We start from the raw sequence: 24,496 nt of genomic DNA, 5'->3' as shown, positions 1-24,496 counted from the left end.
TTTATTTTTGTCTTTTGAAATCTGAGACCCATATCATGAACTTCCCGCTCGTTTCTTTGTACAAAAAGGCTTACTCCGGATTATCTGCTTCTACCTGGTTATTATCTGTTGTATTATTAATTAACCGTAGTGGTACTATGGTGATCCCGTTTATGACGGTATATCTCACACAGCGACTTCATTTTACTATAGAACAGGCGGGATGGGTGATGGCCTGTTTTGGGGCAGGCTCTGTAATAGGCGCTTTCATAGGCGGAAGATTATCTGATAAAATAGGGTTTTACCAGGTACAGTTCTGGAGTTTATTCCTTCAGGGATTGTTATTCATGGTACTGGGGCAGATGGAAACTATGGCCCAGATCAGCATTTGTATTTTCATATTAAGCTCTGTGGGAGAAGCTTTCAGACCTGCTAACTCCGCCGCAACGGCACATTACAGTTCAGAAAGCAACCGTACCCGCTCTTATGCATTAAACAGGCTGGCCGTGAACCTGGGATGGTCTGTAGGCCCTGCCATCGGTGGTATCCTGGCTGGTTACAGTTATCATTTATTGTTCTGGGCAGATGGGGCTACCTGCGTCCTTGCTGTATTGATCATGCGTATTTTCCTGCCACCGATGAAGGCATATAAAGGAGAAAAACATGTTGCGCCGGTAAAAGTAAAAGGAGATAGTGTTTATAAAGATGGTGTTTATCTCATTTTCATTGTACTGATAACAATATTTGCCATTGGCTTCTTCCAGTTATCCAATATTGTACCGCTGTACTTTGCCAAAGTGCTTCACATGGAGGAAGCCAGGATAGGGATCACGCTGGGGGCAAACGGGTTGATCATTGCTTTCCTGGAAATGGTGATGGTATATAAACTGGAAGGGAAAAGACATCCGTTACAGTTTATCACATGGGGGGTATTGCTGGGCGGACTCTCTTTTCTCTGCCTTAATCTGTTCCCCTTAGCTTTGCCGGGACCTGCCATATTTATACTGGTATTTACGGCCGGAGAAATGCTTTGCCTGCCATTCATGAACTCTTTCTGGATCAGTCGCAGTAAAACACATAACCGCGGGCAATACGCTTCCCTATACACCATTGCATATGCGCTTTGCACCATCATAGGGCCCACCTTAGGCGGGTACATGGTAGAGCATTTCGGATTTACCACCTGGTGGTATACAACAGCAATAATATGTGCATCAACAGGGATTGGGTTTTACCTGTTATTCAGGAAACTTACAGGTGTGCAAAATCCTGTGAGTAATCCCCTTTAATCCTTTCAATAGGCGGATTGAAATAGCCATATTTCAGGTGAGGGAATTCTTCATGGATCAGGTCCTGTAATTGTTTGATGCCGAGGCATTCTCCGGAATCAGTGATACCAAGACGGCCCATGTACCAGTCGGGATCAATATTGAAATTGCGCCACTGTATCATGTTGAGGTCCGTATCACGGATCAGCTTACGCAGTGCTTCATATTCTTCCGCACTGTCCGTCATGCCCGGGAACACGAAGTAGTTGATGGACGTCCATCCACCAAATTCACGTACTACTTTCAGGCTTTCAACGATGTCATCAAAAGTGTAGTTATTGGGACGATAGTAAGGAGTGTAGATCTTTTCACGGGCAGAGTTGGTACTTACACGGATACTGTTGAGCCCTGCTTTACACAGTTCTCTTACCGCATCAGGTTTACTGCCGTTCGTATTAATATTGATACTGCCTTTAGGCGTATGCTTGCGTATTTCTATAATGGATTCGCGGATGGTTTCCCACATTAACAGGGGTTCCCCTTCACAACCCTGACCAAAGCTCACAATCGGGAAAGGCGCTGTTTCCAGGTGAGGCACGGTATATTCCACGATCTCCTGTGCAGTTGGTTTAAAGCGCAGACGGTCCTGGGTGGATACGATGCTTTCTTCTTCCGGCTGGAAAGAGATACAACCGATACAATTGGCATTACAGGCCGGAGAGGAAGGGATCGGGCATTCCCAGCGTCCCATAAAATAGTTGCGGGCAGCAGGGCAGTGGTATGTCAGGGCGCAATTGTCTGCCAGGTGTTGTACCAGGCGGTTATGCGGATATGCTTCCACTAAGGTTTTCACACCTTCCTTTACCTTCTTGTCGTCAAAACCGGCACATTCCTGGCGGATATCTTCTTCAATACGGGTAGCAGGCACATAAAACTTGCCATCTAACCAACCCACAGCCGTATAACAGAACAGCGGCAGGGTAGGTGCGTCCGGCATGGTTTCGTAGGCTGCCAGGTAAAATCCTGTATGTGCAGGGGGGATGAAGGCGGCTACGGCCCATCCTTTATCACACAGTTCCATTTCGCCGGTCAGGGCATTCAAACCGATCCCACGACGGCCGGGTAATTCATAGAGAGAACCACCTTCGGGCAGTTCTATCCATTCATCCGGATCAATAGGCCATGCATCCCAGCCACTACGGCCGGTGGTGTGCATAGTAAGGTCCTCGAAAATATTCCCTTTCCCGTCTGAGTATAGTATGTATGGAGACTGTTTCAAAATGAGTTGATTCGTTTAATGTTATCAGAGCCTGCTTTTGAAGAACGCATTCATTTCTTCTGCTGTTACCAGCCCTGTTTCATCCAGGACTTCCAGCTGCATTACTTTATTATTCTTAAAGTCCAGCGTTAGCAGGTCATCCCGCAAAACTACGTTATTCAGTTGGTTCCAGCCAATCAGACGTTCCGAAAAAGTGGTCGGCAGGGTAATCCCCATGGTATCTATCCTGGCAAAAGCCGGCTGGAAGATCTTGTATTCTGCATAACCGATATAGGCGGATGCAACGCCAGTAAGCAGCAACAGTAAGCCTATGAGCGGCTCTTTATTCTCCAGGAAGTACAGACATCCGGTAAAACAGGTAAAAGCCTGTATCATGCGGGTGAGGCTGTTGGCGGCCTGTATATTGCTGAACTTTTTCATGAAGAAGGGGAATGCAATGCTGGCAAATCCCAGTACCAGGAAAAACACCGCCATGCCCCAGTTGGGTACAGGCGTTTTATAGATACCTATCCCGTTCAGGAGGAACAGGATGCCTATCAGCATATGCATTACCGGTTGGAGGCGCAGCCGTGTAAGTGTGTTCGGATGAAGTATACGTAATTTGTACTTTTTCATTATTTATTAGAATATACAAGCAGGTTACAAAGTTTAAAAAGCACTCTTGCGCCCACGTTGGCATCCCATTCATCATGGGAAGTGCTTACCTCCATCAGATCGAATCCGATGAGTTTGCGACCACTGTCTATCACTTTTTTGAACAGGTAGTACATCTGTTCTGCTTCAAAACCACCGGCTACCGGGGTCCCGGTATGGGGGCAGAGCTTAGGGTCCAGTCCGTCGATATCAAAACTGATATATACCTGTTGTGGCAGGCCGGAAATGATATCATCGCAGATGGCTTTCCAGGTTTCTCCTTCGTACTGACGGGTTTTAATATCTTTATCGAAGAAGGTCTTTACCTTTCCGTTGCTGTTCTTTACGTAGTCCAGTTCTTCCTCGCAGTAGTCGCGCACACCTACCTGTACCAGTTTGGTCAGCTGAGGCACTTCATTCAGTGCATTATACATAATGGAGGCGTGAGAGTACTGAAATCCTTCATATCCGTTGCGAAGGTCGCAATGGGCATCTATCTGCAAAATTCCGAAATCACCTTTCTTTTCACCAATGGCCTTGAAGAAACCCAGGGGAGTGCTATGGTCTCCGCCAATCAATCCAACCAGTTTTCCTCTGTTCAGCAGCTCCATTGTCTGGCTGTACACCCATTCGTTCATGAGCTTAGTACCGGTATTTACATCTACCAGCGTTTTCTTCAGGAACACGTTTTCGGAAATATTCCCGCCTTCTGTCAGGAATTTAAGGTATAACTCAGCTTCTTTCCGCAGGTAATCGCTGCGCAGCAGCATATGTTTATCCTGTTCCCGCATATAAAAGCCGCTTTTCCAGCCGTCTTTTACATCCGCATCGTACAGATCTACCTGTAGGGAGGCCCTGAAAATCTGTTCCGGACCTCTTGCAGTTCCGTGGGTATAAGAAACAGTTACTTCCCATGGAACCGGCACCAGTACGAGTGCGGCATCTTCTTCAGAAAAAGGTAACCCAAAGACGTTATTGGATACCAGGCTTACCGAATTGGGATCGAATTGAGTTAAATCGGCCATGATATTGTTGTTCTATTCAATATTTCGGCGGCAAAGATAGTACTTTATAGGTTCAACACCTTGCTTTTCGGGTTCCGCAAGAGGCTGTCATATATTAAATGATAAGAATCATGTTTCCATTTATATAAAAAATGACTTCCGAAGGTCATTTTGAGTTAATTTTGCGCAGCGAAAGATAAGAAGCTTAATATTTTTACGATATGAAGAAATCAAACATTGTTCTGCTGGTGTTGATTGCTGTAGCCATAGGAGTGATTGTGACGGTGGCTGGAGATTTCAGTACTTATGAAACATTTGCTACGGCACGACAGAAAGAAGGAAAGGAGTTCCAGATCATCGGGAAGCTGGATACAACACAGACTATGCACTATGATCCCATCAGGGATGCGAATCTGTTTAGCTTTTATGTAAAAGATAAAACGGGAGAAACCCGTCGCGTAATATTCTATGGTACTAAACCTACTGACTTTGAAAAGGCAGAAAGCGTGGTACTGACCGGCAAAATGGCCGAAAACGGTGAGTTCAAATGCAGTAAGATCCTGATGAAGTGTCCTTCCAAGTATAAGAACGATCAGGTAGTAACAGGCAATAAGGTATAATCCAGCCCATATTTTAACTTATTAGTGACTTAGTATTGGAAACAAAATACATAGGGGAACATTTATTACCCGGACAATTAGGACATTTCTTCTCCGTGCTGGCATTTGTGGCCTCCATGGTAGCCACCGTCAGCTTTGTAGCAAGTGTACAGAATAAAGACATCGCGTCACAAACCTCCTGGAAAAAACTGGGCCGCTGGGCTTTCGTTATCCAGGCGGCTTCCGTATTTGCCGTATTCACCTGCTTATACTTTGCCCTTTATAATCACTACTTCGAATATAAATACGTATGGCGTAACTCTTCCCGCAGCCTGCCGGTAAGTTACCTGTTGTCCAGTTTCTGGGCCGACCAGGAAGGTAGTTTCACCTTATGGTCCATCTGGCAGAGTATCCTCGGACTGGTAGTGATGCGTACTGCTAAGAAATTCGAAGCGCCGGTAATGGCCGTGCTGTCTTTGGCACAGGTTTGCCTGTCCAGCATGATCATCGGGATCTTCATCCTTGGATATAAAGTAGGTAGCAACCCTTTCCTGCTGCTACGTTTTGCAGAAGAGAACCAGGGCCTGCCATGGGTAGCCCGTCCGGATTACCTCACCTTTGTAAAAGATGGTAATGGCTTAAACCTCTCCCTGCAGAATTACTGGATGGTGATACACCCGCCCATACTATTCCTGGGATTTGCTTCTACTATTATGCCATTCGCCTTTGCTTTCGCCGGCTTATGGACAAGAGAATATAAAGAATGGATCAAAGCTGCACTGCCATGGTCACTGTTCTCCGCTATGATGCTGGGCACAGGTATTATGATGGGCGCTGCCTGGGCCTATGAATCCCTGACCTTTGGGGGTTACTGGACATGGGACCCTGTAGAGAACGGCTCTTTGGTACCCTGGCTGACGCTGGTAGCAGGTATCCATACCCTGCTGGCTTTCCGGGCTACCGGTCAGGCTTTGAAAGCTACTTTCTTCTTCTTCTTTATCTCCTTTATCCTCATATTATACTCTACCTTCCTTACCCGTAGCGGTATCCTGGGCGATACTTCCGTACACTCCTTTACAGATCTGGGAATGAGCGGACAGCTGCTGGTATATATGGCGATATTCGTGATCCCGGCTTTCGGTCTGATGTTCATCAGACGTAAGGATATCCCGACTATCGTAAAAGAAGAAAGCACCTATTCAAGAGAATTCTGGCTGTTCATCGGCGCACTGATATTACTGGTAGCCGCTATCCAGATCAGCTTTACTACTTCTATTCCCGTATGGAATACACTGCTTAAGCTCACTGGTCTTAAGAAGGTATTCAATATGGACCATGATATCGCTCCTCCTTCTGATCCATTATTCCATTATAATAAGATACAGATCTGGATCGCTATTGTACTGGGCCTGCTTACCGCTATGGTGCAGTACCTGAAATATAAGGATACGCCAAGAGGGGAGATGACCAAAAAATTAGCCATCCCTACTATCATCAGCCTGGTAGCTACAGGACTGATCGGCTGGCTGGGACATATCACCTATGATACATATGGCGCCGGGTTCCTGGTGGCTATTTACCTCATGCTGTTTGCCAGTGTGTACGCAGTGATCGCCAATGTGTCTTATATCTTCATTGTGCATAAAGGCAAACTGAGAGTGGCGGGAGCTTCTGTAGCACATATCGGTTTCGGGCTGGTATTACTGGGTATCCTCATCACCTCTTCCAAAAAGGAAGTGATTTCCATAGACAGGATGAAGATGCTGGACGGTGGTTTCTTTGGGAAAGACAGCAAGGAGAATCCCCGGGAGAACCTGATGCTGCCTACGCACTTCCCGGTACAGATGGGCGATTACCATGTTACCTATGCAGGTGACTCTACGGCTGAAGGGGATGCCAAAACTTATTACCTGGTACGCTACGAGCGCAGGGAACCATCCAGCGGTAAAGTGATTGAAAGCTTTACCCTGCATCCGGACGCGTTCCTCAGTAACAGGGGAGAACAGGCACTGACGCCTAACCCGGATTCAAAACATTATCTTACCAAGGATATCTTTACCTATATCACGGCTGTGCCTATTAAAGATGATGCCAGCGATACCGCACAGTATACATCGCACGAAATACAGCCGGGTGATTCCGTATTCTTCTCCAATGGGTTCTTTATTCTGGAATCCCTGGTACCTCAGCCGGCGAATCATAATTATGTTGCTGAAAAGGGCGACCTGGCAGTGGGGGCAAGACTGAAAGTCTATACCAAGAACAACGAGCAATATACCATGGAGCCGGTGTATTATATCCGTGACAGCAGTTATCAGTACAATGTACCTGATACCGTATCTCCGCTGTCATTGTATGTACGTTTCAACAAAATACTGCCTAAAGACAATAAGATCGAGTTGCAGGTGAAAGAATCTGCCACATTTAAAGATTATATTGTAATGAAAGCATTTGTATTTCCGTTTATCAATGTATTGTGGATAGGAGTGCTGGTAATGATCGCAGGTTTCCTGATGAGCATTTATCAGAAAGTGAAAGCGTTAAGGAAGAAATAACGTTTTTGAAATATATCCCCTATGAAGCGTAAATGGCCTCGCATATTACTGATGGTGGTGGCGGTCCTGGTGATTATTTATTACCTGGGTCCCCGTCCCAAAGTACCGGTATATGACCCTATTCTTCCTGTGGTACCACAGGAAGCTGGCTTGCTGGAACAATATGTTAACAGCAAAGAAGCCCGGCACAGGCTGAAGCCGGATAATGGAGCCCATATTGTGTGGTACGACTCTGTTCCCCGCAAGACCAGGTACAGCGTGGTGTACCTGCATGGGTTCTCTGCCAGTCAGAAAGAAGGTGATCCTGTTCACCTGAATTTTGCCCGGCGTTATGGCTGTAACTTATACCTTTCCCGGCTGGACGGCCACGGCATAGATACCAGTGATCCTTTAGCAACAATGACCGCTGATGGCCTTTGGGAAGATGCCAAGCAGGCATTGGCCATTGGCAAGGTGTTGGGTGAGAAGGTCATCCTGATGACGACTTCTACCGGTGGAACGCTGGCATTGAAACTGGCAGCCACTTATCCTAATGACATCTTTGCCATCATTAATATGTCTCCCAATATCGAGATCAATGATAATCTTGTTTTCCTGACCAACAATCCCTGGGGGCTGGAAATCTCCCGATTAGCAAAGAAAAGTAAGTATAATGTCAGCAAGGACGAGGATACGCTGAGAGCAAAATACTGGAACCGCCGTTACCGGCTGGAAGCAGTAGGTGAACTGGAGAACCTGCTGGAAACGACCATGGACCCTGCCACTTTCCGGAAAGTAAAACAACCTGTACTCAATCTCTATTATTATAAGGACCCTCAGCACCAGGATAAAACGGTGCGTGTATCTGCTATTCTCCGGATGGAGAAACAACTGGGTACCCCCGATAGCCTGAAAGAAGCGATTGCGATACCTGGAGCGGGGGCGCATGTGCTGGGCAGTCCGATGACATCTAAGGATGTGCCGGGTGTGGAAAGGGCTATAGATGCTTTTGCAGAGAAGAAATTAAAGCTGGTCCCTGCCGTTCTGTAAAGAAGTCGCATCTAGCATAAAAACCTTAACTTTAGCATGGTTTTATGAAAGGTTTAGGAATATTTTAAGAACTATGCGCCGTCTGATATCTGCTATTTCCTTGCTTACCATATTGTTATGCATCCTATGCTGCGTCGGGGCCAATGCCCAGGTTCGTCATGGTGTGGATAGCATCCCTGTCAGTGCCATCGTAGTGAACGGGGATACGATTCCTTCTATTACGCTCAGGATTGTAGAGGTGGTGGACCAGCTGCCTAAAAAGTTCCGTAAACAGCGGGAACAATGGACAAGGCTGAGGAATGCCGTATACGTGACCTACCCATATGCAAAAGCGGCCGCCAAGATATTAAAAGATGTGAACAACCACCTGGCTTCCCTGCATGATAAAAGGGAGCGCAAAGCTTACCTGGCTACCATAGAAAAGCAGATGAAAGCCCAGTTTGGAGATAAACTGGAGAACCTGTCTGTTTACCAGGGGAAGATATTAATGAAACTGATTAACAGGGAAACAGGGGAGAACTGTTATGAGATCATAAAAGAATTAAAAGGTGGGTTCTCTGCCCGCATATGGCAAACCGTCGCCTTCTTCTTTGGCGGTAATCTCAAAAGTGAATATGACAGGGATGAGGATAAGGATATTGAGGCCATTGTACAGGAAATAGAAATGTATCGCGGTTCGCGGGCATATAACTAACCAGCAACTTACTTTATTTGAAAGGCTCCTTCGGGAGCCTTTTTTGTTTGTATTGATATGTCTTAAACAAAACAGAGAAAGAGCATAAACCTTCCTATAAACTTTTTATAACTGTTAATAGACCCCTATATAAGTGGTATATAAGCCCTATCTATATAAGTACGGCTTATATACCTGTTATATACGGGTTATATAGGGCTTATATACGGGTTATATACCTGAATGCACAGAGTATCAATAGGTTATCAGTAGTCATTAATGTTTCAATGCTTTTTTATTACTGATTAACAACACATTAAAGTATATTGAAAATTATTATACTGGAAAATAGTGAAAATTTCGGTAGTGCCTCAGGTTGATTACATAATCTTCGCGCCAGATGTTGTTGATCGATAAATACACCTTATCTGACGTGAATATTAGGTGAAGTTAAATTGAAAAACAAATGCTGAGCCCATATTCCAAAGCTACATCAGAGAACTAAACAGTCAGATGCAGTGTATTTATGATCAACAACATCTGGCAATCTACGCTGTCATAACCCCAAATTCTATGTCGTTTAGTTAAGGTTTTAGCTAACTTTAAGGATGCAATTCAGAATTATTCTCTCCTGCCTGCTTTTGGGAAGTATTACCTGCTTAGGGCAGGAGCTATTATCATTAGGAACGGCTGACAGCACGCTTTTTTACGTAGACAGCGTGGAAACAGCCGGTGGAATGACAGGATTAAGTCCCGACAGGATAGCGATGATCAACGTGGTGAAGTTTAAGAAAGTACCGGAAAAGTATGCAGCCAGAGGGATCAACAGCGTTATCTACATAGAAACCAAGCCATTTGCCCACGAACGGTATAATAAATTATTCAGTGAGCTTTCTCCCGCTTACGCTGAAGCTTTAAAGAAATATGGCAACGACAGCAGTTTCCAGTACATCCTGGATGGGGCTGTACTGACGAACAGTATTGAACCCTTACTCGCAGCCCTTGAAAAGAAGGGGATAGCTGATATTTCCATTATCAGTCCTAAAATCCTTAAAGAACAATATAAGGTAACAGACATGAAAGCCGGAGTGGTAATCCGGTCTAAATAGATATTATCTTTGCACTCCACCAAAAGACAGGAATTTTCCGATGAAATTAGATATACTGGCTATAGCAGCTCATCCTGATGATGTAGAGCTTGCCTGTGCAGGTACCCTGATGGTACACGCTGCCCAGGGTATGAAAGTAGGCGTGCTGGACCTCACCCGCGGTGAACTGGGTACCCGTGGCAGCGCAGAAATAAGAGAAGTGGAAGCGGCCACTTCCGCTAAAGTAATGGGCCTGGCCGTCCGTGATAACTTAGGCCTTGCCGACGGTTTCTTCCGCAACGAAAGGCCGGAACAAATGCTGTTAATAGCAGCTATCCGCAAGTACCGGCCGGGTATTGTACTGGCCAACGCTTTTGTAGACCGTCACCCGGACCATGGGCGTGCTGCACAATTAATCTCAGATTGTTGTTTCTTATCCGGTTTAAGGAAGATAGAAACGCTGGATGAGGATGGGAAACCGCAGGAAGCATGGCGTCCCCCCCAGGTGTTCCATTTCCTGCAGGACAGCTTCACGCACCCCGATTTTGTAGTAGATATCAGTGAAGTGATCGAGCGCAAGAAAGAGGCTATAAAGTGCTTTAAAACGCAGTTCTTAGCACCCGCAGCAGACAACGAGCCTAAAACCTATATTTCGTCACCGGCTTTCTTTGAAAGTGTGATAAGCAGGGATCAGACGATGGGTAAGATGGTAGGGGTAGCGTATGCAGAAGGATTTACGACTGTAAAGATGTTGGGAGTGAAGAGTTTTAAAGACCTTATCGGTAATGTTACGTGATCTGTTGACAAGGAGGATATTTTGAGCACCATGGACCAACTGAGAGGTTGGTCCATTTTAATATAATTAAATTGGAATAGTGAGAACAATGACAACCCTGCTTCCTCTAAAAGGAAGGGTACGCACGAGATATTTTCTACAATAGGATTGGTCTGCCACTAATTATGCATTAAATGAAAAGATCCTGTGTAGCATCAAATTCATCACTTTTGCTAAGGCTGTTTTTAATGAATGGGATAAGTGCCAGTCCGATTGTGAACACAACTAATAGTACATTTCTGAATTTCATTTTCTGATCGTTTTTTAAAGTATCGTATACGACTATATAACTAAATACTGTGCCAAAATGTTACGGTTTTCTTCATAAATCGTTAAGATTATATTATGACTTCTTCTTTAAAGGGTAAAATTGGCCAAAATAGCTGTCACAGGCTGATTCCGTAGTTGTATAGAGTTTTTCAATATGCACGGTGGAAAAAATCTATTTGATTTATAGGTCATTCAATATAATATTTGCACCCGAATAACAAGATTAAGGCACAGTAAATCAAAATTTGACATACGATCATGAGAAATGTAATTTTATCTGTAGGCTCAGAATTTCCTGAGTTCAAAAAAACCGCAGTAATATCTATCGAGAAAGGCAAGGAGTTTTACGAATTGTCATCTGAAGAATTAAAAGCTTCCGGTAAATGGGTAGTAATGTTCTGGTGGCCTAAGGATTTCACCTTTGTTTGTCCTACCGAAATAGCAGAATTTAATAATCACTACCAGGATTTCGTTGATCGCGATGCTGTATTGATCGGAGCTTCTACCGACAGCGAGTACGTACATGCTGCATGGAGAAGGGATCATGCTGACCTGCGTGGTCTGCATTTCCCAATGCTGGCTGATACCTCTAAGTCTCTGGCAACAGAACTGGGTATCCTGGAAGAAAATGAGAAAGTAGCTTACCGTGCTACCTACATCATTGATCCACAGGGTATTGTACGTTGGGTTTCCCTGTACGACCTGAACGTAGGCCGTAACGTGAAAGAAGTGATCCGTGTACTGGATGCACTGCAGACAGATGAGCTGTGCCCTTGCAACTGGGTGAAAGGAGAAGCTACACTGGCTAACTAATTAATTTACATGGGCTAAAAGCTCCGTAGAAGCTCCAGACACGGAGCTCCTGCGGAGCTTTTAGCCCTTTTCTTTTAAACAATACTTATTATGTTCGCAACAACAAATCAGGATACGGCTATACAGTTATTACAGGCAGTAGGATTAACAGAAGCGCAGCTTTCCACGCGTTTACGTTCCCTGGCTGATACCGATGCCCGTTACCTGAAAGACCTTAAGATAAACGTTACCAACTCCCTCACGGCTACTACTTTATCAAAGAAAGAAGCTTACCTGTTAGGACTGGCAGTAGCTGTAAACGAGAAGCATACAGATCTGCAGGCTTCCTTCGAAAAGCTGGCTACCGAAGAAGGCGCTACCGCTAAGGACATTGCTGAAATTATCAGTTGTACCTCCCTGATGAACGCCAATAATGTTTACTACCGTTTCCGTCACTTTGTGAATAAGGAGTTTTACACTGCTACACCAGCAGGTATCCGTATGAGCATCATGGCCAATCCGGTACTGGGTAAGGAGTTCTTTGAACTGGTAAGCCTGACGGTTTCTGCCCTGAACGGTTGTGAAATGTGTGTGACTTCCCACGAAGAAGCATTGCTGAAACATGGGACTGAACAGCAGCGGATTTTAGAAGCTGTAAGATTAGGCGCGGTATTAAGAAGTTTGGTCGTACTTTTGTAAAGTAAACCACCTTTTTGTGTAAATAGTGGCGATAATAGGGGATGTGGATATCTATATTATAAATGGCAGGTAGCCCTTGTAATTAAATGAAGATCAGCAGTTTGTATTATTTTATACGATTACAAGATTTGCACATTAGGGTATTGTTAATAAAATCGGGGTGTAAATATTTGCATTAATCAATAATAAATGCGACTTTTGCAGTCCAAAATTTTTGTATCATGGCAAGAGTATGTCAGGTGACAGGAAAGAAGCCGATCACGGGTCACCATGTTTCCTTCTCCAATATTAAGACTAACAGGAGATTTCTGCCTAACCTGCAGAAAAAGCGTTTCTTCCTGGCGGAAGAAGATCGTTGGATTTCTTTGAAAGTTTCTGCTGATGGTTTAAGGACTATCAACAAGAATGGTTTGTATGCAGTTGTGAAAGACTTGCGTGCAGCTGGTCAAAGCATCTAATTATAAGCATTCACTTTAATTTGTATAGACAATGGCAAAAAAAGGCAACCGGGTGCAGGTGATATTAGAATGTACAGAGCATAAGACTTCTGGTCTGGCTGGTACTTCACGTTATATCAGCACCAAGAACAAAAAGAATACTCCGGAACGTCTGGAGCTGAAAAAGTTCAATCCTATAATGAGGAAAGTAACTGTTCATAAAGAAATTAAATAATTGTTGAGTTGTTGTATGGTAAGATGGTTGTAAATGCAGCTATTTGTTCCATACAGCCATGAAACCGTAAAACAATAAAACAATGGCAAAAGGTGCTTCTAAGAACGCGAAAGTAAAAGATACTAAAGCAGCCGCTGATTCGAAAGTGTGGACGAAAGTGATCAAGGCGGTTCGTTCTCCTAAAACTGGTGCTTATACCTTTAAGGAATCAATCGTGCACAAGGATAAGGTGCAGGAATACATGAGCAAGTAATTGGCTTTACTAATGATACTATAAAAGCTGTCCTTACAAGGGACAGCTTTTTGTGTTGGTAGCAGGTGAAGATCAGATAGCGAAAAACAGAGCCGGATCTATTTGCATCATTTAGCTCCGCTCGCGTGTTTATAGCGTCATTTTGTCTGTTCTGCCTGCCTTGGCATCCTTTGTGCAATAGCTGCTGCGGATCACTTGTACTTTAAATTCAGTAACTTGACGCTCCGAAATTGTACTGTGGCCTGTCAGGTCATAGACTCAAAATAAACTACCATGAGTTTTTTCAATAAGTTATTTTCAAGGGAGAAGAAAGAGAGCTTAGACCAGGGATTACAGAAGACGAAAGAAAACTTCCTGACAAAGATCGGTCGTGCGATCGCCGGCAAATCCAGCGTTGATACAGAAGTGCTGGACAGCGTGGAAGAAGCATTGGTATCCGCGGACGTAGGGGTAGATACCACCGTTCAGATCATAGACCGGATAGAAAAGAGAGTAGCTAAAGATAAATATCTGGGAACCAGTGAATTAAACAAGATGCTGCAAGAAGAGATTGCAGCATTACTGGTAGATGCACCGGACAGCGGCTTTCGCGATTTTGACGTACCGGCCGGTAAAAAACCATACGTGATCATGGTGGTAGGCGTGAACGGTGTGGGCAAGACCACCACCATTGGTAAACTGGCCTATAACTTCAAGAAAGCAGGCAAAAGTGTACTGTTAGGCGCTGCGGATACCTTCCGCGCAGCAGCAGTAGACCAGCTCACTATCTGGAGCGAGCGTGTGGGTGTACCCATTGTTAAACAACAAATGGGATCTGATCCCGGAGCAGTGGCTTTCGATACGGTACAAAGCGGGGCCGCAAAGGATGTGGATGTGATCATTATAGATACCGCCGGTCGTTTGCATAACAAAGCGCACCTGATGGACGAATTAAGCAAGATCAAGCGCGTAATGAAGAAAGTATTACCGGAAGCGCCTCATGAGGTGTTACTGGTACTGGACGGCTCTACCGGGCAGAATGCCCTGGAACAGGCACGTCACTTTACCGCAGCGACTGAAGTAACCGCCCTGGCCATCACCAAGCTGGATGGTACTGCAAAAGGTGGGGTGGTACTGGCTATCGCCAATCAGTTCAAAATCCCCGTTAAATACATTGGTATAGGAGAGAGAATGGAGGATTTACAGGTGTTCAACAAGGAAGAATTCGTAGACTCACTATTTAGTATAAATAGCTGATTATCATATAAGTTATAACGTATGTTGATGAATTAGGTTCGGGTATATTCCCCGGACCTTTTTTATTGGAGGATGTGGTAGGGTATGCCAGCGGCACATTTCTTGTGTTACATGGTCTATCATTTAATCGTTTTAACATACTCCTTAACAAAGCGCCCTGATATGCAGATCACCTCCATTGACCGAGTTGAGAACATTAGCCCCCAAGATTTCAGAAAATACTATTACGACAAACGCAAACCCGTTATTATCACCGGGCTCAGTAAAAGATGGCCTGCTTACACAAAGTGGACCTGGGACTATTTTAAATCTGTTGTGGGGAAACAGACCGTAGGATTATATGACAATTCCCGGGCAGGGGCCAGGACCCTGGTGAACGGGGCCGATGCCTACATCCCTTTCGGGGACTACCTGGATATGGTAAGGAAGGGGCCGGTGCAACTGCGCATCTTCCTGTTTAATATCTTCCAGCATGCTCCGCAGATAGCAGAAGATATCATCTGGCCGGATGAGTATACTCCCCGTTTCCTTAAAAAGTACCCTATGCTATTCGTAGGCGGAGCAGGTTCGGTGGCGCACATGCATTACGATATCGACCTGTCGCATATTTTTCATACCCAGTTTATAGGACGTAAAAGGGTACTGCTGTTTGATAACCAGCAATCGCCTTATATTTATAAAATGCCACTGACAGTAGAAAGCGCCGCCAGCTTTGTGAACTGGAGCGAGCAACTGGATACGGAACATTTCCCGGCCCTGAAACATGCCAAAGGGTATACGACCATCCTGGAACATGGGGATACGATGTTTATGCCGGCCGGTTACTGGCATCATATGGAATACCTGGACAGTGGTTTTGCCATGAGCCTCAGGGCAATGGATCATACTTTGTCCGGCAAGCTGAACGGGTTATATCACCTGGTAGGATTAAGGGGGATGAATAACCTGCTGATAAAACTGGCGCCCGAGTGGTGGTACCACTATAAAAGGAAGGTTGCAAAGAGAAGAGCGGAACGCATTTTAATTGGGGGTTGACATTTCGTAATTAATTAGTTACCTTTGCAATTCTTAAAACAAATAACCCCCACTAAGGCTCATAGTCACTAAACAGTAAGTCTGCTGTTCTCTTCGTTCGTGTCTGGATGTCTTCGTGGCGGTAAGTAAACAAGCCAAAGGCTGGTTTACCTATAAAACAAATCGCGCTTGAAGACAAAAACTTTAAAGAAAGATAAGGTTAATATAATTACGCTTGGGTGTTCCAAGAACATGGTTGATTCTGAGGTCCTTAGCGGACAGTTGCTTGCCAACGATATCGATGTAGTTCACGAAAGTGGCCGTAAAGATCATAACATAGTGGTTGTGAACACTTGTGGCTTTATCGATAAAGCAAAAGAGGAATCTATCAATACCATTCTTGACCAGGTAGAATTGAAACAGCGCGGTCGCCTTGATAAGGTATACGTTACCGGTTGCCTCAGTGAACGTTACAGAGGAGACCTGGAAGCGGAGATACCCGGGGTAGATGCCTGGTTTGGTACAATGGAGTTGCCACTGATCCTGAAACAATTTGATGCCGATTATAAAGCAGAACTGTTGGGAGAGCGTTTGCTCAGTACCCCTACACATTACGCTTACCTGAAGATAGCTGAAGGCTGTAACCGTACCTGCTCTTTTTGTGCGATCCCCCTGATGCGTGGTAAACACGTATCAAGGCCCATAGAAAGCCTGGTTGCAGAAGCTGAGAAGCTGGTGAATTCAGGCGTAAAGGAGATCATGCTGATCGCACAGGAACTGACTTATTATGGTCTGGACCTGTACAAAGAACGCCGTTTGTCTGAACTGCTGCGTGCTTTGGCCGGTATTAAAGGACTGGAATGGATTCGTTTACATTATGCATATCCGCATAAGTTTCCGATGGAGATCCTGGATGTAATGAAAGAGTTCCCGAACATCTGTAATTACATAGACATGCCTTTACAGCATGCTGCCGATAATATGCTGAAAGCCATGAAACGCCAGATCACCCGTGTGGAAATGGAAGAACTGGTAACAGCTATCAGGGAGAAGGTGCCGGGCATTTGCCTGCGTACCACGCTCATTACCGGCTTCCCGGGAGAAACACTGGAAGACGTGGAAGAAATGAAAGCCTTCCTCGAAAAAATGCGTTTCGACAGGGTAGGAGTATTTACCTATAGTCATGAAGAAGGTACTTCTGCACATGACCTGGAAGATAATATTCCTGCAGAAGAGAAAGAACGCAGGGCCCAGGAGATCATGGAAGTACAGCAGGAAATTTCCCTGGAGAAGAACCAGGAGAAAATTGGCCAGGTGTTTAGGGTAATAGTGGACAAGAAAGAGTCCGGCCGTTACCTGGCACGTACAGAGTTTGACTCTGTAGAGGTAGACAACGAAGTGATCATCAACACTACCAAACGCCTGAAACCAGGAGAATTTGTAACAGTGAAGATCACGAAGGCTTTTGATTATGACCTGGAAGGGGAATTAATCTGATTACTAAGAATTAAATCAGTTAATACGACTGATGATATACAACGGCTCCCGACGGAGCCTGAACAAAGCAAATCAATGATAACATTTGAATCACTCGGCTTACAAGAGCCAATTTTAAAAGGAATCCTGGATCTTGGATTCATCGCACCTACACCCATACAGGAAAAAGCAATTCCAGTGTTGCTTGGCGGCGACAGGGATTTCGTAGGACTGGCCCAGACGGGCACCGGTAAAACCGCAGCTTTTGGCCTGCCGTTATTACAGCAAATCGATTTGAAACAACGTCACCCGCAGGGGTTGATATTATGCCCAACACGCGAACTGTGTTTGCAGATCACCAATGACCTGAAGAATTTCAGCAAACACCTGGGTGACGTGAGCATAGTAGCAGTTTACGGCGGTTCCAGCATCGTACAGCAGTTACGTGATCTGAAAAGAGGCGTGCATATTGTCGTTGCTACTCCCGGCCGTTTACTGGACATTATAGAGCGTAAGGCAGTTAACTTTACCAACGTTCGTTATGTAATACTGGATGAAGCAGATGAAATGCTGAACATGGGATTCCAGGAAGACATCAACAATATATTATCCAACACTCCGGATGAGAAGACCACCTGGTTGTTCTCTGCCACCATGCCACAGGAAGTTCGCCGTATTGCTCAGAAATACATGAAAGATCCTTTTGAGCTGACGGTAGGTAACAAGAACAGTGGTAACGTGAACATCGAGCATGAATATTACGTGGTTCGCCCCCGTGAGAAATATGCAGCGCTGAAACGTATTGTGGATTACAACCCCGATATCTTCGGTATCATCTTTACCCGTACTAAAATCGAATCTCAGGAAATTTCCGAATCCCTGATCCGCGATGGCTACAATGCAGATGCCTTACATGGTGATCTGACACAGCAACAGCGTGATAAGGTGATGAAACGTTTCCGCGACAGATCTTTACAGGTACTGGTGGCAACTGACGTTGCTGCCCGTGGTATCGACGTGGATAACGTTACACACGTAATCAACTACGAACTGCCTGATGACGTTGAGAACTACACACACCGTAGCGGCCGTACCGGTCGTGCCGGTAAGTCTGGTATCTCCATCGCTATCATTACAGGTCGTGATATCGGAAAGATCCGTCAGATTGAAAGAGTATTAGGTAAGAAGTTCGTGAAAACTGAAGTACCTGATGGTTTTGCAGTGTGCGAAAAACAACTGTTCGGTCTTGTACATAAAGTACATAACGTAACCGTAAACGAAGAACAGATCGAACCATACCTGGAACGCATATATGAACAATTTGCTGAAATGAGCAAAGAGGAAATCATTAAGCGTTTTGCTTCCCTGGAATTCAACGAATTCCTGGAATACTACCAGGATGCACCTGATCTGAACGTGAAAGAAGAAAGACGTTCACTGGATGGTGGCGCTGTTGGTGCAGACCGCGGTAGCAGAAGCAACGGGAAATTTACCCGTCTGTTCATCAACCTGGGTTCTGTAGACGATTTTACCCGTGGCGATATGTTACGTTACCTCTGCGATACCAGCGGAGTACGTGGCAACAAGATCGGACGTATAGATCTGAAAGGTGTGTATTCATTCTTTGAAGTAGAAAACGATGTGGTAGCGCAATTTCAGGAAGTTTTCAAAAAGGCAGAATACAATGGCCGCAGCGTACGTATAGAAATGTCTCAGGACGGTGATAAACGTCCAAGGTCTGGTGGCCCCGGAGGTTCCGGTGGCGGTCGTCCTCCACGTGAAGATGGCGGTAAACGCTGGGAACGCAGTGGAAGCGGCGGCGAAAGAAGCGAAAGAGGGGCAGGTGGCAGCAGCAGAGCTAAACCAGCGTACAAAAAAAGATACTAATCTTTAGTTGATATTTTAGAAGGGTCCTGGTATTATTACCGGGACCCTTTTTTTGTTTTGGGGGCGTGTTGGTAGAATCTATCGAACAACAAACCATGGCTCCTAACGGAGCCTATTATGTTTTGTGATATATTATAAAACGGAGTTTTTGGGGTTTCATTTTTAATTGGCCGGATACTTGCCCCTTATCCTGTGTCCAAAATAGCTGGATAGAGTGGCAAATCTAAAATTTGAACTATCTTGTTATTTCTAGTGTATTCCTTGTTATGACAGAAGTAAAAAAGCAGACATTATCACCAGTAGTTCCCTTTTCATTGTTTTCTGCAAAAGACATTGAACTGTTTCAGGCGGGTACGCATGCACACCTTTACGAGAAATTCGGGGCTCACGCCGTAGAATACGAAGGGGTGACCGGTACATACTTTTCTGTATGGGCGCCTAATGCTGCTTATGTCTCAGTGATAGGTGCATTTAATGAATGGGACCATTACCGCCATACCTTATACCCGCGCTGGGATAAGTCCGGTATATGGGAAGGGTTCGTTCCGAACGTGAAACAAGGCACACTCTACAAATACTTCATCCGTTCCAACTCCGGGGAGGAACTACAAAAGGGAGACCCGTACGCCAACTACTGGGAAGTACGCCCTAAAACCGCTTCCGTCACCTGGAAGCTGGACTATAAATGGAAAGATAAAAAGTGGATGGAACGCCGTGGTAAACATAACAGTCTTACCAGCCCCTATTCCGTATATGAAGTACACCTGGGATCATGGCGCCGCCCAGATCCTTCCAATCATGAATTATTCTACACCTATAAAGAAATCGCCGATAGGCTGGTGCCTTATGTAAAAGACATGGGCTTCACACATGTAGAACTGATGCCCGTAATGGAACATCCGTTCGACGGCTCCTGGGGATATCAGGGAACAGGCTATTACGCGCCTACTTCCCGCTATGGTTCCCCGCAGGAATTCATGGCTTTTGTGGATGCTTTTCATGAAGCCGGTATTGGTGTGATCCTCGACTGGGTACCTTCACATTTCCCTTACGATGCGCATGGTTTGTTCCGCTTCGACGGTTCTCATACCTATGAGTATGCGGATATGCGTAAAGGTTTTCATCCGGATTGGAACAGTTATATCTTTAATTATGGTCGTAACGAAGTACGCTCTTTCTTATTAAGCAACGCTATCTTCTGGTTAGATAAATTTCATGCAGACGGATTACGTGTGGATGCCGTGGCATCCATGATCCACCTCAGCTATTCCCGTCCTGCCGGTACATGGGAACCCAATGAAAAGGGAGGGCCGGAAAACCTGGAAGCAATTTCTTTCCTGAAAAATATGAATGAAACGATTTACAGGCTTTTCCCCGATGTACAGACTATCGCTGAAGAATCTACGTCGTTTTATGGTGTATCACGTCCTACATTCATGGGCGGATTAGGATTTGGTATGAAATGGATGATGGGCTGGATGAATGATACCCTGCGTTATTTCAAAACAGATCCGCTGTTACGCAAGTGGGAACAGGACCGCCTTACTTTCAGTATTACCTACGCATTTACAGAAAACTTCATGGTGCCTTTCAGTCATGATGAAGTGGTACACGGCAAATCTCCCATGCTGTATAAAATGCCGGGAGACGACTGGCAGAAATTTGCCAATGCACGCCTGATGTACAGTTATATGTTCACGCATCCCGGTACCAAGCTCTTATTCATGGGAGATGAGTTCGGGCAGACATCTGAATGGAACTTCCGTTCGGAGCTGGACTGGTTCCTGTTAAAGCATGAATCTCACCAGGGCTTACAGAATTTTGTAAAAGCATTGAATCATCTGTATACTTCCCGGCCTGCATTATACGAAAAGCAATTTGAGTATTACGGTTTTGAATGGGTGATCGTATCAGATTATGATAATTGTATACTGGCATATAAACGTAAAGGCTTTGAGCCGAAAGACGATCTGCTGGTAGTATTAAATATGACGCCTGTACCAAGGGAAAATTACCTGGTAGCGATGACAGAAGAAGGTACCTGGACAGAAGTATTAAACAGTGATGATCCGCAGTTCTTCGGAAGTGGGGTCATGAATACATCGCCTGTTAAAACCCGGAAACAATTTTACAACGGGAAGGACTATACTTTAGAACTCCGGCTCCCACCTTTGGGCGCCATAATTTTGAAAAAGAATTAATATAAATTCCACCTTCAGGCTCAGCCATCTTCAAAAGAAGCTGAATGCTAATACGTTAAAATATTTTCAACTCTGTTAAACTTTTGTTTATTTTCTCTATCTAAAGAATGCTTTACTTATAGAAGTAATAAAGGCTGTTAAAAAACGTTAATAGCCGGGAATGCTTTGTAAATAAAGTATTTTTTAAAAACATAAACCACTCTTTATCATGAGAACCTATCTCCGAAACAACGGATGGTGGCTAGCCATTACTATGCTCTTAGCTGTCATCGTTTACTCCTGCAAGAAAGACGAATCTGCACAAACATCATTGACTGCTAACCAGCAGAGACTGAATGTCTATTTTACAGATAATCCAGGCTATTTTGACAATGTATTCCTGGATATCCGCAAGGTAGAAGTACTGGTTGATACCTGTACTGCCACTGGTGACAGCGATTGGGGAGATGATTACAACCGTTGCTGGTGGGGTGAAGACCACCATTTTGGTAAAGACTCCTGCCAGGTATGGGATTCATTACCTATCCGCGCCGGGGAATATGATGTGTTGTCGCTGCGCAACGGTACAGACACCTTACTGGGTAATGGTGTAGTACCAAGCGGTAAAGTAAAGAAGATCGTTATCACTTTGGGTGATAATAACTACCTGGTGAAAGACAGCGTAACTTATCCGCTGAAATCACCTTCCGGTCAGGTGAAACTGGTAGTACAGATCCGTCCTGAAGAATGGGAAGAATTTGAAAGCGGTAACTTCCGTCTGTGGCTGGATTTCGACATCGATCGTTCAATTATCCAGACAGGAAATAACAAGTTCATTCTGCGTCCTGTGATCCACGTATTTACTGCTAAACAAACCGGTAGTATTTCAGGTGTGGTGAAACCAGCTGATGCATGGCCTGTGATCACTGTGTACAATGACACAGATACTGCTTATGCATTACCATGGAGAGACGGTCAGTATAAAGTGAGAGGCCTGAAAGCAGGTAGCTACAGTTTGTATGTAAATGCTTCCAATGGCTACAAGGATACTACCATCACTGGTATAACCGTAGAAAAGGGTAAGAATACAAGCGTAGATCAGATTCAACTGAGCAAGTAATTATAGCGGGACAAGCGCAATAAGATACGATTGAGGCCGGTGCATACTTTTGCACCGGCTTTTTTTTTGTTAGCTTTGCATCAAATAAACCTATGAGACAACTGTTCATACTATCTTTTTTACAATTAATGATGTTTGCGGCGTTTGCACAGGAGAAAACCAACCAGGTAGATGCGCAGAAACACAAGCAGGGCCCGTGGTCTGAGCAGATGCCCGAAGTGAAAGGGGAACCCGGTTATACATGGGAAGGCAATTACATAAATGATTTCAAGGAAGGTGTATGGAAGAAATATGCAGAATCCGGCGGTATAATCGCAGAGGAAACTTATAAACATGGCGTATTAAATGGGCATTGCCGGTATTTTTACTCCAATGGCCTGGTAAGTGCAGAAGGATCATTCATAGCAATAGATATAGACGGACAAAAAGAGACGTACCGTGTAATAGACCCTGTTACCGGTGAAGAGAGAATGGAAGAAATAGCACGGACTTCCAATTCCCTGAGAAATGGTGTATGGAAAGTATATGATGAAGATGGGCATATGACTAAGGAATACTATAAGAGGGGAGAACCAGTCTCTCCGGAAGAAATGGATACCCTGGCGCCCAGTACCCCACAAAAAACAGCTCCTGTTAACTTTTTACCACATCAGGCTACCGGTGGTAAGAAAAGCAAACATTAAAATTTATTACTCAGCGATCCCTGCCAGCCTTCTTTTTGCAGGAATGGCAGGTGATCGAACCAGGAAATCCAGGCAATACTTACACTTACCGCTACAAATGAACCAGCCGTCACATCTTCAAAGAAGTGCTGACTCATGTACATACGCGAATATGCCACCAGTAAGGCCAGGACCAGGTATAACCAGCCATAGCTTTTGCGCGGTGCAATGTATGTCAGCACTACTGCTGCTGTAAAGGCGCATACCGTATGTCCGGAAGGGAAGCTGAAATGATTGGACAACACTTCTATTTTAGGCACATAATAAATTGGGAGTGTAGAATGGAGAAAGTAAAGCTTAGGTCTGGGAGCCTCAAACAGCCATTTTAACGGAAAAGCGACCAGCGCTGTAAGAATATAGCCGGAAGCCAGTAATAAGCTGCTCCTGTAGCTTACAAACAGCAACAGCAAAGGCAGCACTATGGCAGTGGTGGTACTTCCCATTTCAGTAGCATAGGGAAAGAATACATCACCAGCCGGGAAATGGAGGTGGTTGATAAAGAAATAGATATCTTCTTTGGTATAGATGATCTTAATAACAATTGCTGCGGAGAGAATAAAAGTGTAGGGAAATAAGAGTGTTTTTATTCTCGAAGCAGTATTCACACAATTATTATGATAGGGGGATAGGGACTTTTGCAATCAGGATCAGTTAAAATGTTTTAAATAGCTGTTTTCACAATTGTTAACAGCATGTTATCCCGCAAAAGTATAAAAAATGGGATTGATAATCCGTGATACCACAAATCAGCCAATCCCATTAAAAATATTTGAATATAAAGAAGGATTAAAGAGAAGTATCTTTTTTCCGTTTGTTATGGGCGGCTTCGCCACCTTTTTTTCCTATTTCTGCCATATGCTGTCTGTTTCTGCTAACGGCAACACCACCTTTACGGCCGGCTTCGCGTGCTTCTGTTGAGTTAAACTCATGAGCTACGCCCTGAGCGTGTGCTGCACGTCCGCCTTTACTGGCAATTTGTTTCTGTAACTGCGCATCCATAGAAGCAAAGCCCCGTTTGTCTTTACGGCTTGTTGTTTCTTCTCTGGAGTCGTTATTGGATTTGTGTTCTGACGATGTACCTGCATGCTGGTGTTGATGCTCATTTGAATGATCCCTTTCCTGCTTGTCCTGTTCACGTGTGAAGTGATTACTTTGTTCTGCAGCCATAAGATTCAATTTTGAAAGGTTTAAAAAATGGGTTCCATTTAACTTTATAGAAATTGAGTACGTTTC

At 44.6% G+C, this 24,496-nt stretch carries 24 protein-coding genes; 19 read left to right on the top strand and 5 right to left on the bottom strand.

Going from position 1 to position 24,496, the window contains the following annotated elements:
• Positions 1–14 precede the first annotated feature (14 nt).
• A complete protein-coding gene (locus GO495_RS24730; RefSeq protein WP_240915322.1) occupies positions 15–1,268 on the top strand; it encodes an MDR family MFS transporter in 1,254 nt (417 codons plus the stop codon).
• Here GO495_RS24730 and GO495_RS24725 read toward each other — a convergent pair.
• Genes GO495_RS24725 through GO495_RS24715 form a run of 3 tightly spaced genes read right to left on the bottom strand, consistent with a single transcriptional unit; the run spans position 1,231 to position 4,184 of the window.
• A complete protein-coding gene (locus GO495_RS24725) occupies positions 1,231–2,526 on the bottom strand; it encodes a radical SAM family protein (protein ID WP_157302634.1) in 1,296 nt (431 codons plus the stop codon). The two genes, GO495_RS24730 and GO495_RS24725, sit on opposite strands and share 38 nt — an antisense overlap.
• Positions 2,527–2,550: 24 nt before the next feature.
• The gene (locus GO495_RS24720) at positions 2,551–3,141 is read right to left on the bottom strand and encodes a hypothetical protein (protein WP_157302633.1); all 591 of its coding nucleotides are present in this window, start codon (positions 3,139–3,141) and stop codon (positions 2,551–2,553) included.
• Entirely contained in the window at positions 3,141–4,184 is a 1,044-nt protein-coding gene (locus tag GO495_RS24715; RefSeq protein ID WP_157302632.1) for an agmatinase family protein, read from the bottom strand. Before GO495_RS24715 ends, GO495_RS24720 begins: the two co-directional genes overlap by 1 nt.
• 200 nt (positions 4,185–4,384) lie before the next feature.
• Here GO495_RS24715 and GO495_RS24710 point away from each other — a divergent pair, with 200 nt between their 5' ends.
• From GO495_RS24710 to GO495_RS24625, 18 genes are all read left to right on the top strand, one after another.
• Entirely contained in the window at positions 4,385–4,783 is a 399-nt protein-coding gene (locus tag GO495_RS24710; RefSeq protein ID WP_157302631.1) for a cytochrome c maturation protein CcmE domain-containing protein, read from the top strand.
• A gap of 35 nt (positions 4,784–4,818) precedes the next feature.
• Positions 4,819–7,317, top strand: a complete 2,499-nt coding sequence (gene ccsA, locus GO495_RS24705) for a cytochrome c biogenesis protein CcsA (RefSeq protein WP_240915321.1) — start codon at positions 4,819–4,821, stop codon at positions 7,315–7,317.
• 21 nt (positions 7,318–7,338) lie between these two features.
• Positions 7,339–8,346: an alpha/beta hydrolase gene (locus GO495_RS24700; protein WP_157302630.1), complete on the top strand. Its 1,008-nt coding sequence runs from the start codon at positions 7,339–7,341 to the stop codon at positions 8,344–8,346.
• A gap of 73 nt (positions 8,347–8,419) precedes the next feature.
• On the top strand, positions 8,420–9,040 hold the full coding sequence (locus tag GO495_RS24695) for a DUF4294 domain-containing protein (RefSeq protein WP_157302629.1): 621 nt from the start codon (positions 8,420–8,422) through the stop codon (positions 9,038–9,040).
• Between the two features lie 587 nt (positions 9,041–9,627).
• A complete protein-coding gene (locus GO495_RS24690) occupies positions 9,628–10,128 on the top strand; it encodes a hypothetical protein (RefSeq protein WP_157302628.1) in 501 nt (166 codons plus the stop codon).
• Between the two features lie 40 nt (positions 10,129–10,168).
• On the top strand, positions 10,169–10,903 hold the full coding sequence (bshB1, locus tag GO495_RS24685) for a bacillithiol biosynthesis deacetylase BshB1 (RefSeq protein ID WP_157302627.1): 735 nt from the start codon (positions 10,169–10,171) through the stop codon (positions 10,901–10,903).
• A 567-nt stretch (positions 10,904–11,470) separates the two neighbouring features.
• The gene (locus tag GO495_RS24680; RefSeq protein WP_157302626.1) at positions 11,471–12,025 is read left to right on the top strand and encodes a peroxiredoxin; all 555 of its coding nucleotides are present in this window, start codon (positions 11,471–11,473) and stop codon (positions 12,023–12,025) included.
• A 90-nt stretch (positions 12,026–12,115) separates the two neighbouring features.
• Complete coding sequence (locus tag GO495_RS24675; RefSeq protein ID WP_157302625.1) at positions 12,116–12,703, top strand: carboxymuconolactone decarboxylase family protein; 588 nt, start codon at positions 12,116–12,118, stop codon at positions 12,701–12,703.
• A 221-nt stretch (positions 12,704–12,924) separates the two neighbouring features.
• On the top strand, positions 12,925–13,161 hold the full coding sequence (gene rpmB, locus GO495_RS24670) for a 50S ribosomal protein L28 (protein WP_089784710.1): 237 nt from the start codon (positions 12,925–12,927) through the stop codon (positions 13,159–13,161).
• A gap of 31 nt (positions 13,162–13,192) precedes the next feature.
• Complete coding sequence (rpmG, locus tag GO495_RS24665; protein ID WP_089784713.1) at positions 13,193–13,375, top strand: 50S ribosomal protein L33; 183 nt, start codon at positions 13,193–13,195, stop codon at positions 13,373–13,375.
• Positions 13,376–13,457: 82 nt separating this feature from the next.
• The gene (locus GO495_RS24660; RefSeq protein WP_157302624.1) at positions 13,458–13,628 is read left to right on the top strand and encodes a DUF4295 domain-containing protein; all 171 of its coding nucleotides are present in this window, start codon (positions 13,458–13,460) and stop codon (positions 13,626–13,628) included.
• A gap of 273 nt (positions 13,629–13,901) precedes the next feature.
• On the top strand, positions 13,902–14,864 hold the full coding sequence (gene ftsY, locus GO495_RS24655) for a signal recognition particle-docking protein FtsY (RefSeq protein ID WP_157302623.1): 963 nt from the start codon (positions 13,902–13,904) through the stop codon (positions 14,862–14,864).
• A gap of 162 nt (positions 14,865–15,026) precedes the next feature.
• Positions 15,027–15,899 carry a cupin-like domain-containing protein gene (locus GO495_RS24650; RefSeq protein WP_157302622.1) on the top strand — a complete coding sequence of 291 codons (873 nt, stop codon included), beginning with the start codon at positions 15,027–15,029 and terminating at the stop codon, positions 15,897–15,899.
• A gap of 168 nt (positions 15,900–16,067) precedes the next feature.
• A complete protein-coding gene (gene rimO / locus GO495_RS24645) occupies positions 16,068–17,375 on the top strand; it encodes a 30S ribosomal protein S12 methylthiotransferase RimO (RefSeq protein ID WP_157302621.1) in 1,308 nt (435 codons plus the stop codon).
• A gap of 75 nt (positions 17,376–17,450) precedes the next feature.
• Complete coding sequence (locus GO495_RS24640) at positions 17,451–19,241, top strand: DEAD/DEAH box helicase (protein ID WP_157302620.1); 1,791 nt, start codon at positions 17,451–17,453, stop codon at positions 19,239–19,241.
• A gap of 266 nt (positions 19,242–19,507) precedes the next feature.
• Positions 19,508–21,442, top strand: a complete 1,935-nt coding sequence (glgB, locus tag GO495_RS24635; RefSeq protein ID WP_157302619.1) for a 1,4-alpha-glucan branching protein GlgB — start codon at positions 19,508–19,510, stop codon at positions 21,440–21,442.
• A gap of 208 nt (positions 21,443–21,650) precedes the next feature.
• The gene (locus GO495_RS24630; RefSeq protein WP_157302618.1) at positions 21,651–22,541 is read left to right on the top strand and encodes a DUF4382 domain-containing protein; all 891 of its coding nucleotides are present in this window, start codon (positions 21,651–21,653) and stop codon (positions 22,539–22,541) included.
• Between the two features lie 92 nt (positions 22,542–22,633).
• Positions 22,634–23,224, top strand: a complete 591-nt coding sequence (locus GO495_RS24625; RefSeq protein ID WP_157302617.1) for a toxin-antitoxin system YwqK family antitoxin — start codon at positions 22,634–22,636, stop codon at positions 23,222–23,224.
• Here GO495_RS24625 and GO495_RS24620 read toward each other — a convergent pair.
• Together GO495_RS24620 and GO495_RS31995 are read right to left on the bottom strand one after the other, a co-directional pair.
• The gene (locus tag GO495_RS24620) at positions 23,221–23,904 is read right to left on the bottom strand and encodes a phosphatase PAP2 family protein (RefSeq protein WP_157302616.1); all 684 of its coding nucleotides are present in this window, start codon (positions 23,902–23,904) and stop codon (positions 23,221–23,223) included. The genes GO495_RS24625 and GO495_RS24620 overlap by 4 nt on opposite strands.
• A gap of 145 nt (positions 23,905–24,049) precedes the next feature.
• Positions 24,050–24,430, bottom strand: a complete 381-nt coding sequence (locus GO495_RS31995; protein ID WP_170302722.1) for a KGG domain-containing protein — start codon at positions 24,428–24,430, stop codon at positions 24,050–24,052.
• Positions 24,431–24,496 lie beyond the last annotated feature (66 nt).

The sequence above is a fragment of the Chitinophaga oryziterrae genome (assembly GCF_009758125.1).
GTDB classification, from domain to species: domain Bacteria; phylum Bacteroidota; class Bacteroidia; order Chitinophagales; family Chitinophagaceae; genus Chitinophaga; species Chitinophaga oryziterrae.
The sequence above is the reverse complement of the archived record's forward strand: the minus strand, read 5'-3'. Positions and strand labels throughout refer to the sequence as shown.

What these genes read in the sequence shown, in the direction of transcription:
- GO495_RS24650 (WP_157302622.1), top strand. Translation starts at nt 15,027, where the DNA reads ATGCAGATCACCTCCATTGACCGAGTTGAGAACATTAGCCCCCAAGAT.
- GO495_RS24715 (WP_157302632.1), bottom strand. Translation starts at nt 4,184, where the DNA reads ATGGCCGATTTAACTCAATTCGATCCCAATTCGGTAAGCCTGGTATCC.
- GO495_RS24675 (WP_157302625.1), top strand. Translation starts at nt 12,116, where the DNA reads ATGTTCGCAACAACAAATCAGGATACGGCTATACAGTTATTACAGGCA.
- GO495_RS24720 (WP_157302633.1), bottom strand. Translation starts at nt 3,141, where the DNA reads ATGAAAAAGTACAAATTACGTATACTTCATCCGAACACACTTACACGG.
- GO495_RS24700 (WP_157302630.1), top strand. Translation starts at nt 7,339, where the DNA reads ATGAAGCGTAAATGGCCTCGCATATTACTGATGGTGGTGGCGGTCCTG.
- GO495_RS24640 (WP_157302620.1), top strand. Translation starts at nt 17,451, where the DNA reads ATGATAACATTTGAATCACTCGGCTTACAAGAGCCAATTTTAAAAGGA.
- GO495_RS24690 (WP_157302628.1), top strand. Translation starts at nt 9,628, where the DNA reads ATGCAATTCAGAATTATTCTCTCCTGCCTGCTTTTGGGAAGTATTACC.
- GO495_RS24710 (WP_157302631.1), top strand. Translation starts at nt 4,385, where the DNA reads ATGAAGAAATCAAACATTGTTCTGCTGGTGTTGATTGCTGTAGCCATA.
- bshB1 (WP_157302627.1), top strand. Translation starts at nt 10,169, where the DNA reads ATGAAATTAGATATACTGGCTATAGCAGCTCATCCTGATGATGTAGAG.
- GO495_RS24695 (WP_157302629.1), top strand. Translation starts at nt 8,420, where the DNA reads ATGCGCCGTCTGATATCTGCTATTTCCTTGCTTACCATATTGTTATGC.
- GO495_RS24660 (WP_157302624.1), top strand. Translation starts at nt 13,458, where the DNA reads ATGGCAAAAGGTGCTTCTAAGAACGCGAAAGTAAAAGATACTAAAGCA.
- rpmG (WP_089784713.1), top strand. Translation starts at nt 13,193, where the DNA reads ATGGCAAAAAAAGGCAACCGGGTGCAGGTGATATTAGAATGTACAGAG.
- GO495_RS31995 (WP_170302722.1), bottom strand. Translation starts at nt 24,430, where the DNA reads ATGGCTGCAGAACAAAGTAATCACTTCACACGTGAACAGGACAAGCAG.
- GO495_RS24630 (WP_157302618.1), top strand. Translation starts at nt 21,651, where the DNA reads ATGAGAACCTATCTCCGAAACAACGGATGGTGGCTAGCCATTACTATG.
- glgB (WP_157302619.1), top strand. Translation starts at nt 19,508, where the DNA reads ATGACAGAAGTAAAAAAGCAGACATTATCACCAGTAGTTCCCTTTTCA.
- GO495_RS24680 (WP_157302626.1), top strand. Translation starts at nt 11,471, where the DNA reads ATGAGAAATGTAATTTTATCTGTAGGCTCAGAATTTCCTGAGTTCAAA.
- GO495_RS24625 (WP_157302617.1), top strand. Translation starts at nt 22,634, where the DNA reads ATGAGACAACTGTTCATACTATCTTTTTTACAATTAATGATGTTTGCG.
- rpmB (WP_089784710.1), top strand. Translation starts at nt 12,925, where the DNA reads ATGGCAAGAGTATGTCAGGTGACAGGAAAGAAGCCGATCACGGGTCAC.
- ftsY (WP_157302623.1), top strand. Translation starts at nt 13,902, where the DNA reads ATGAGTTTTTTCAATAAGTTATTTTCAAGGGAGAAGAAAGAGAGCTTA.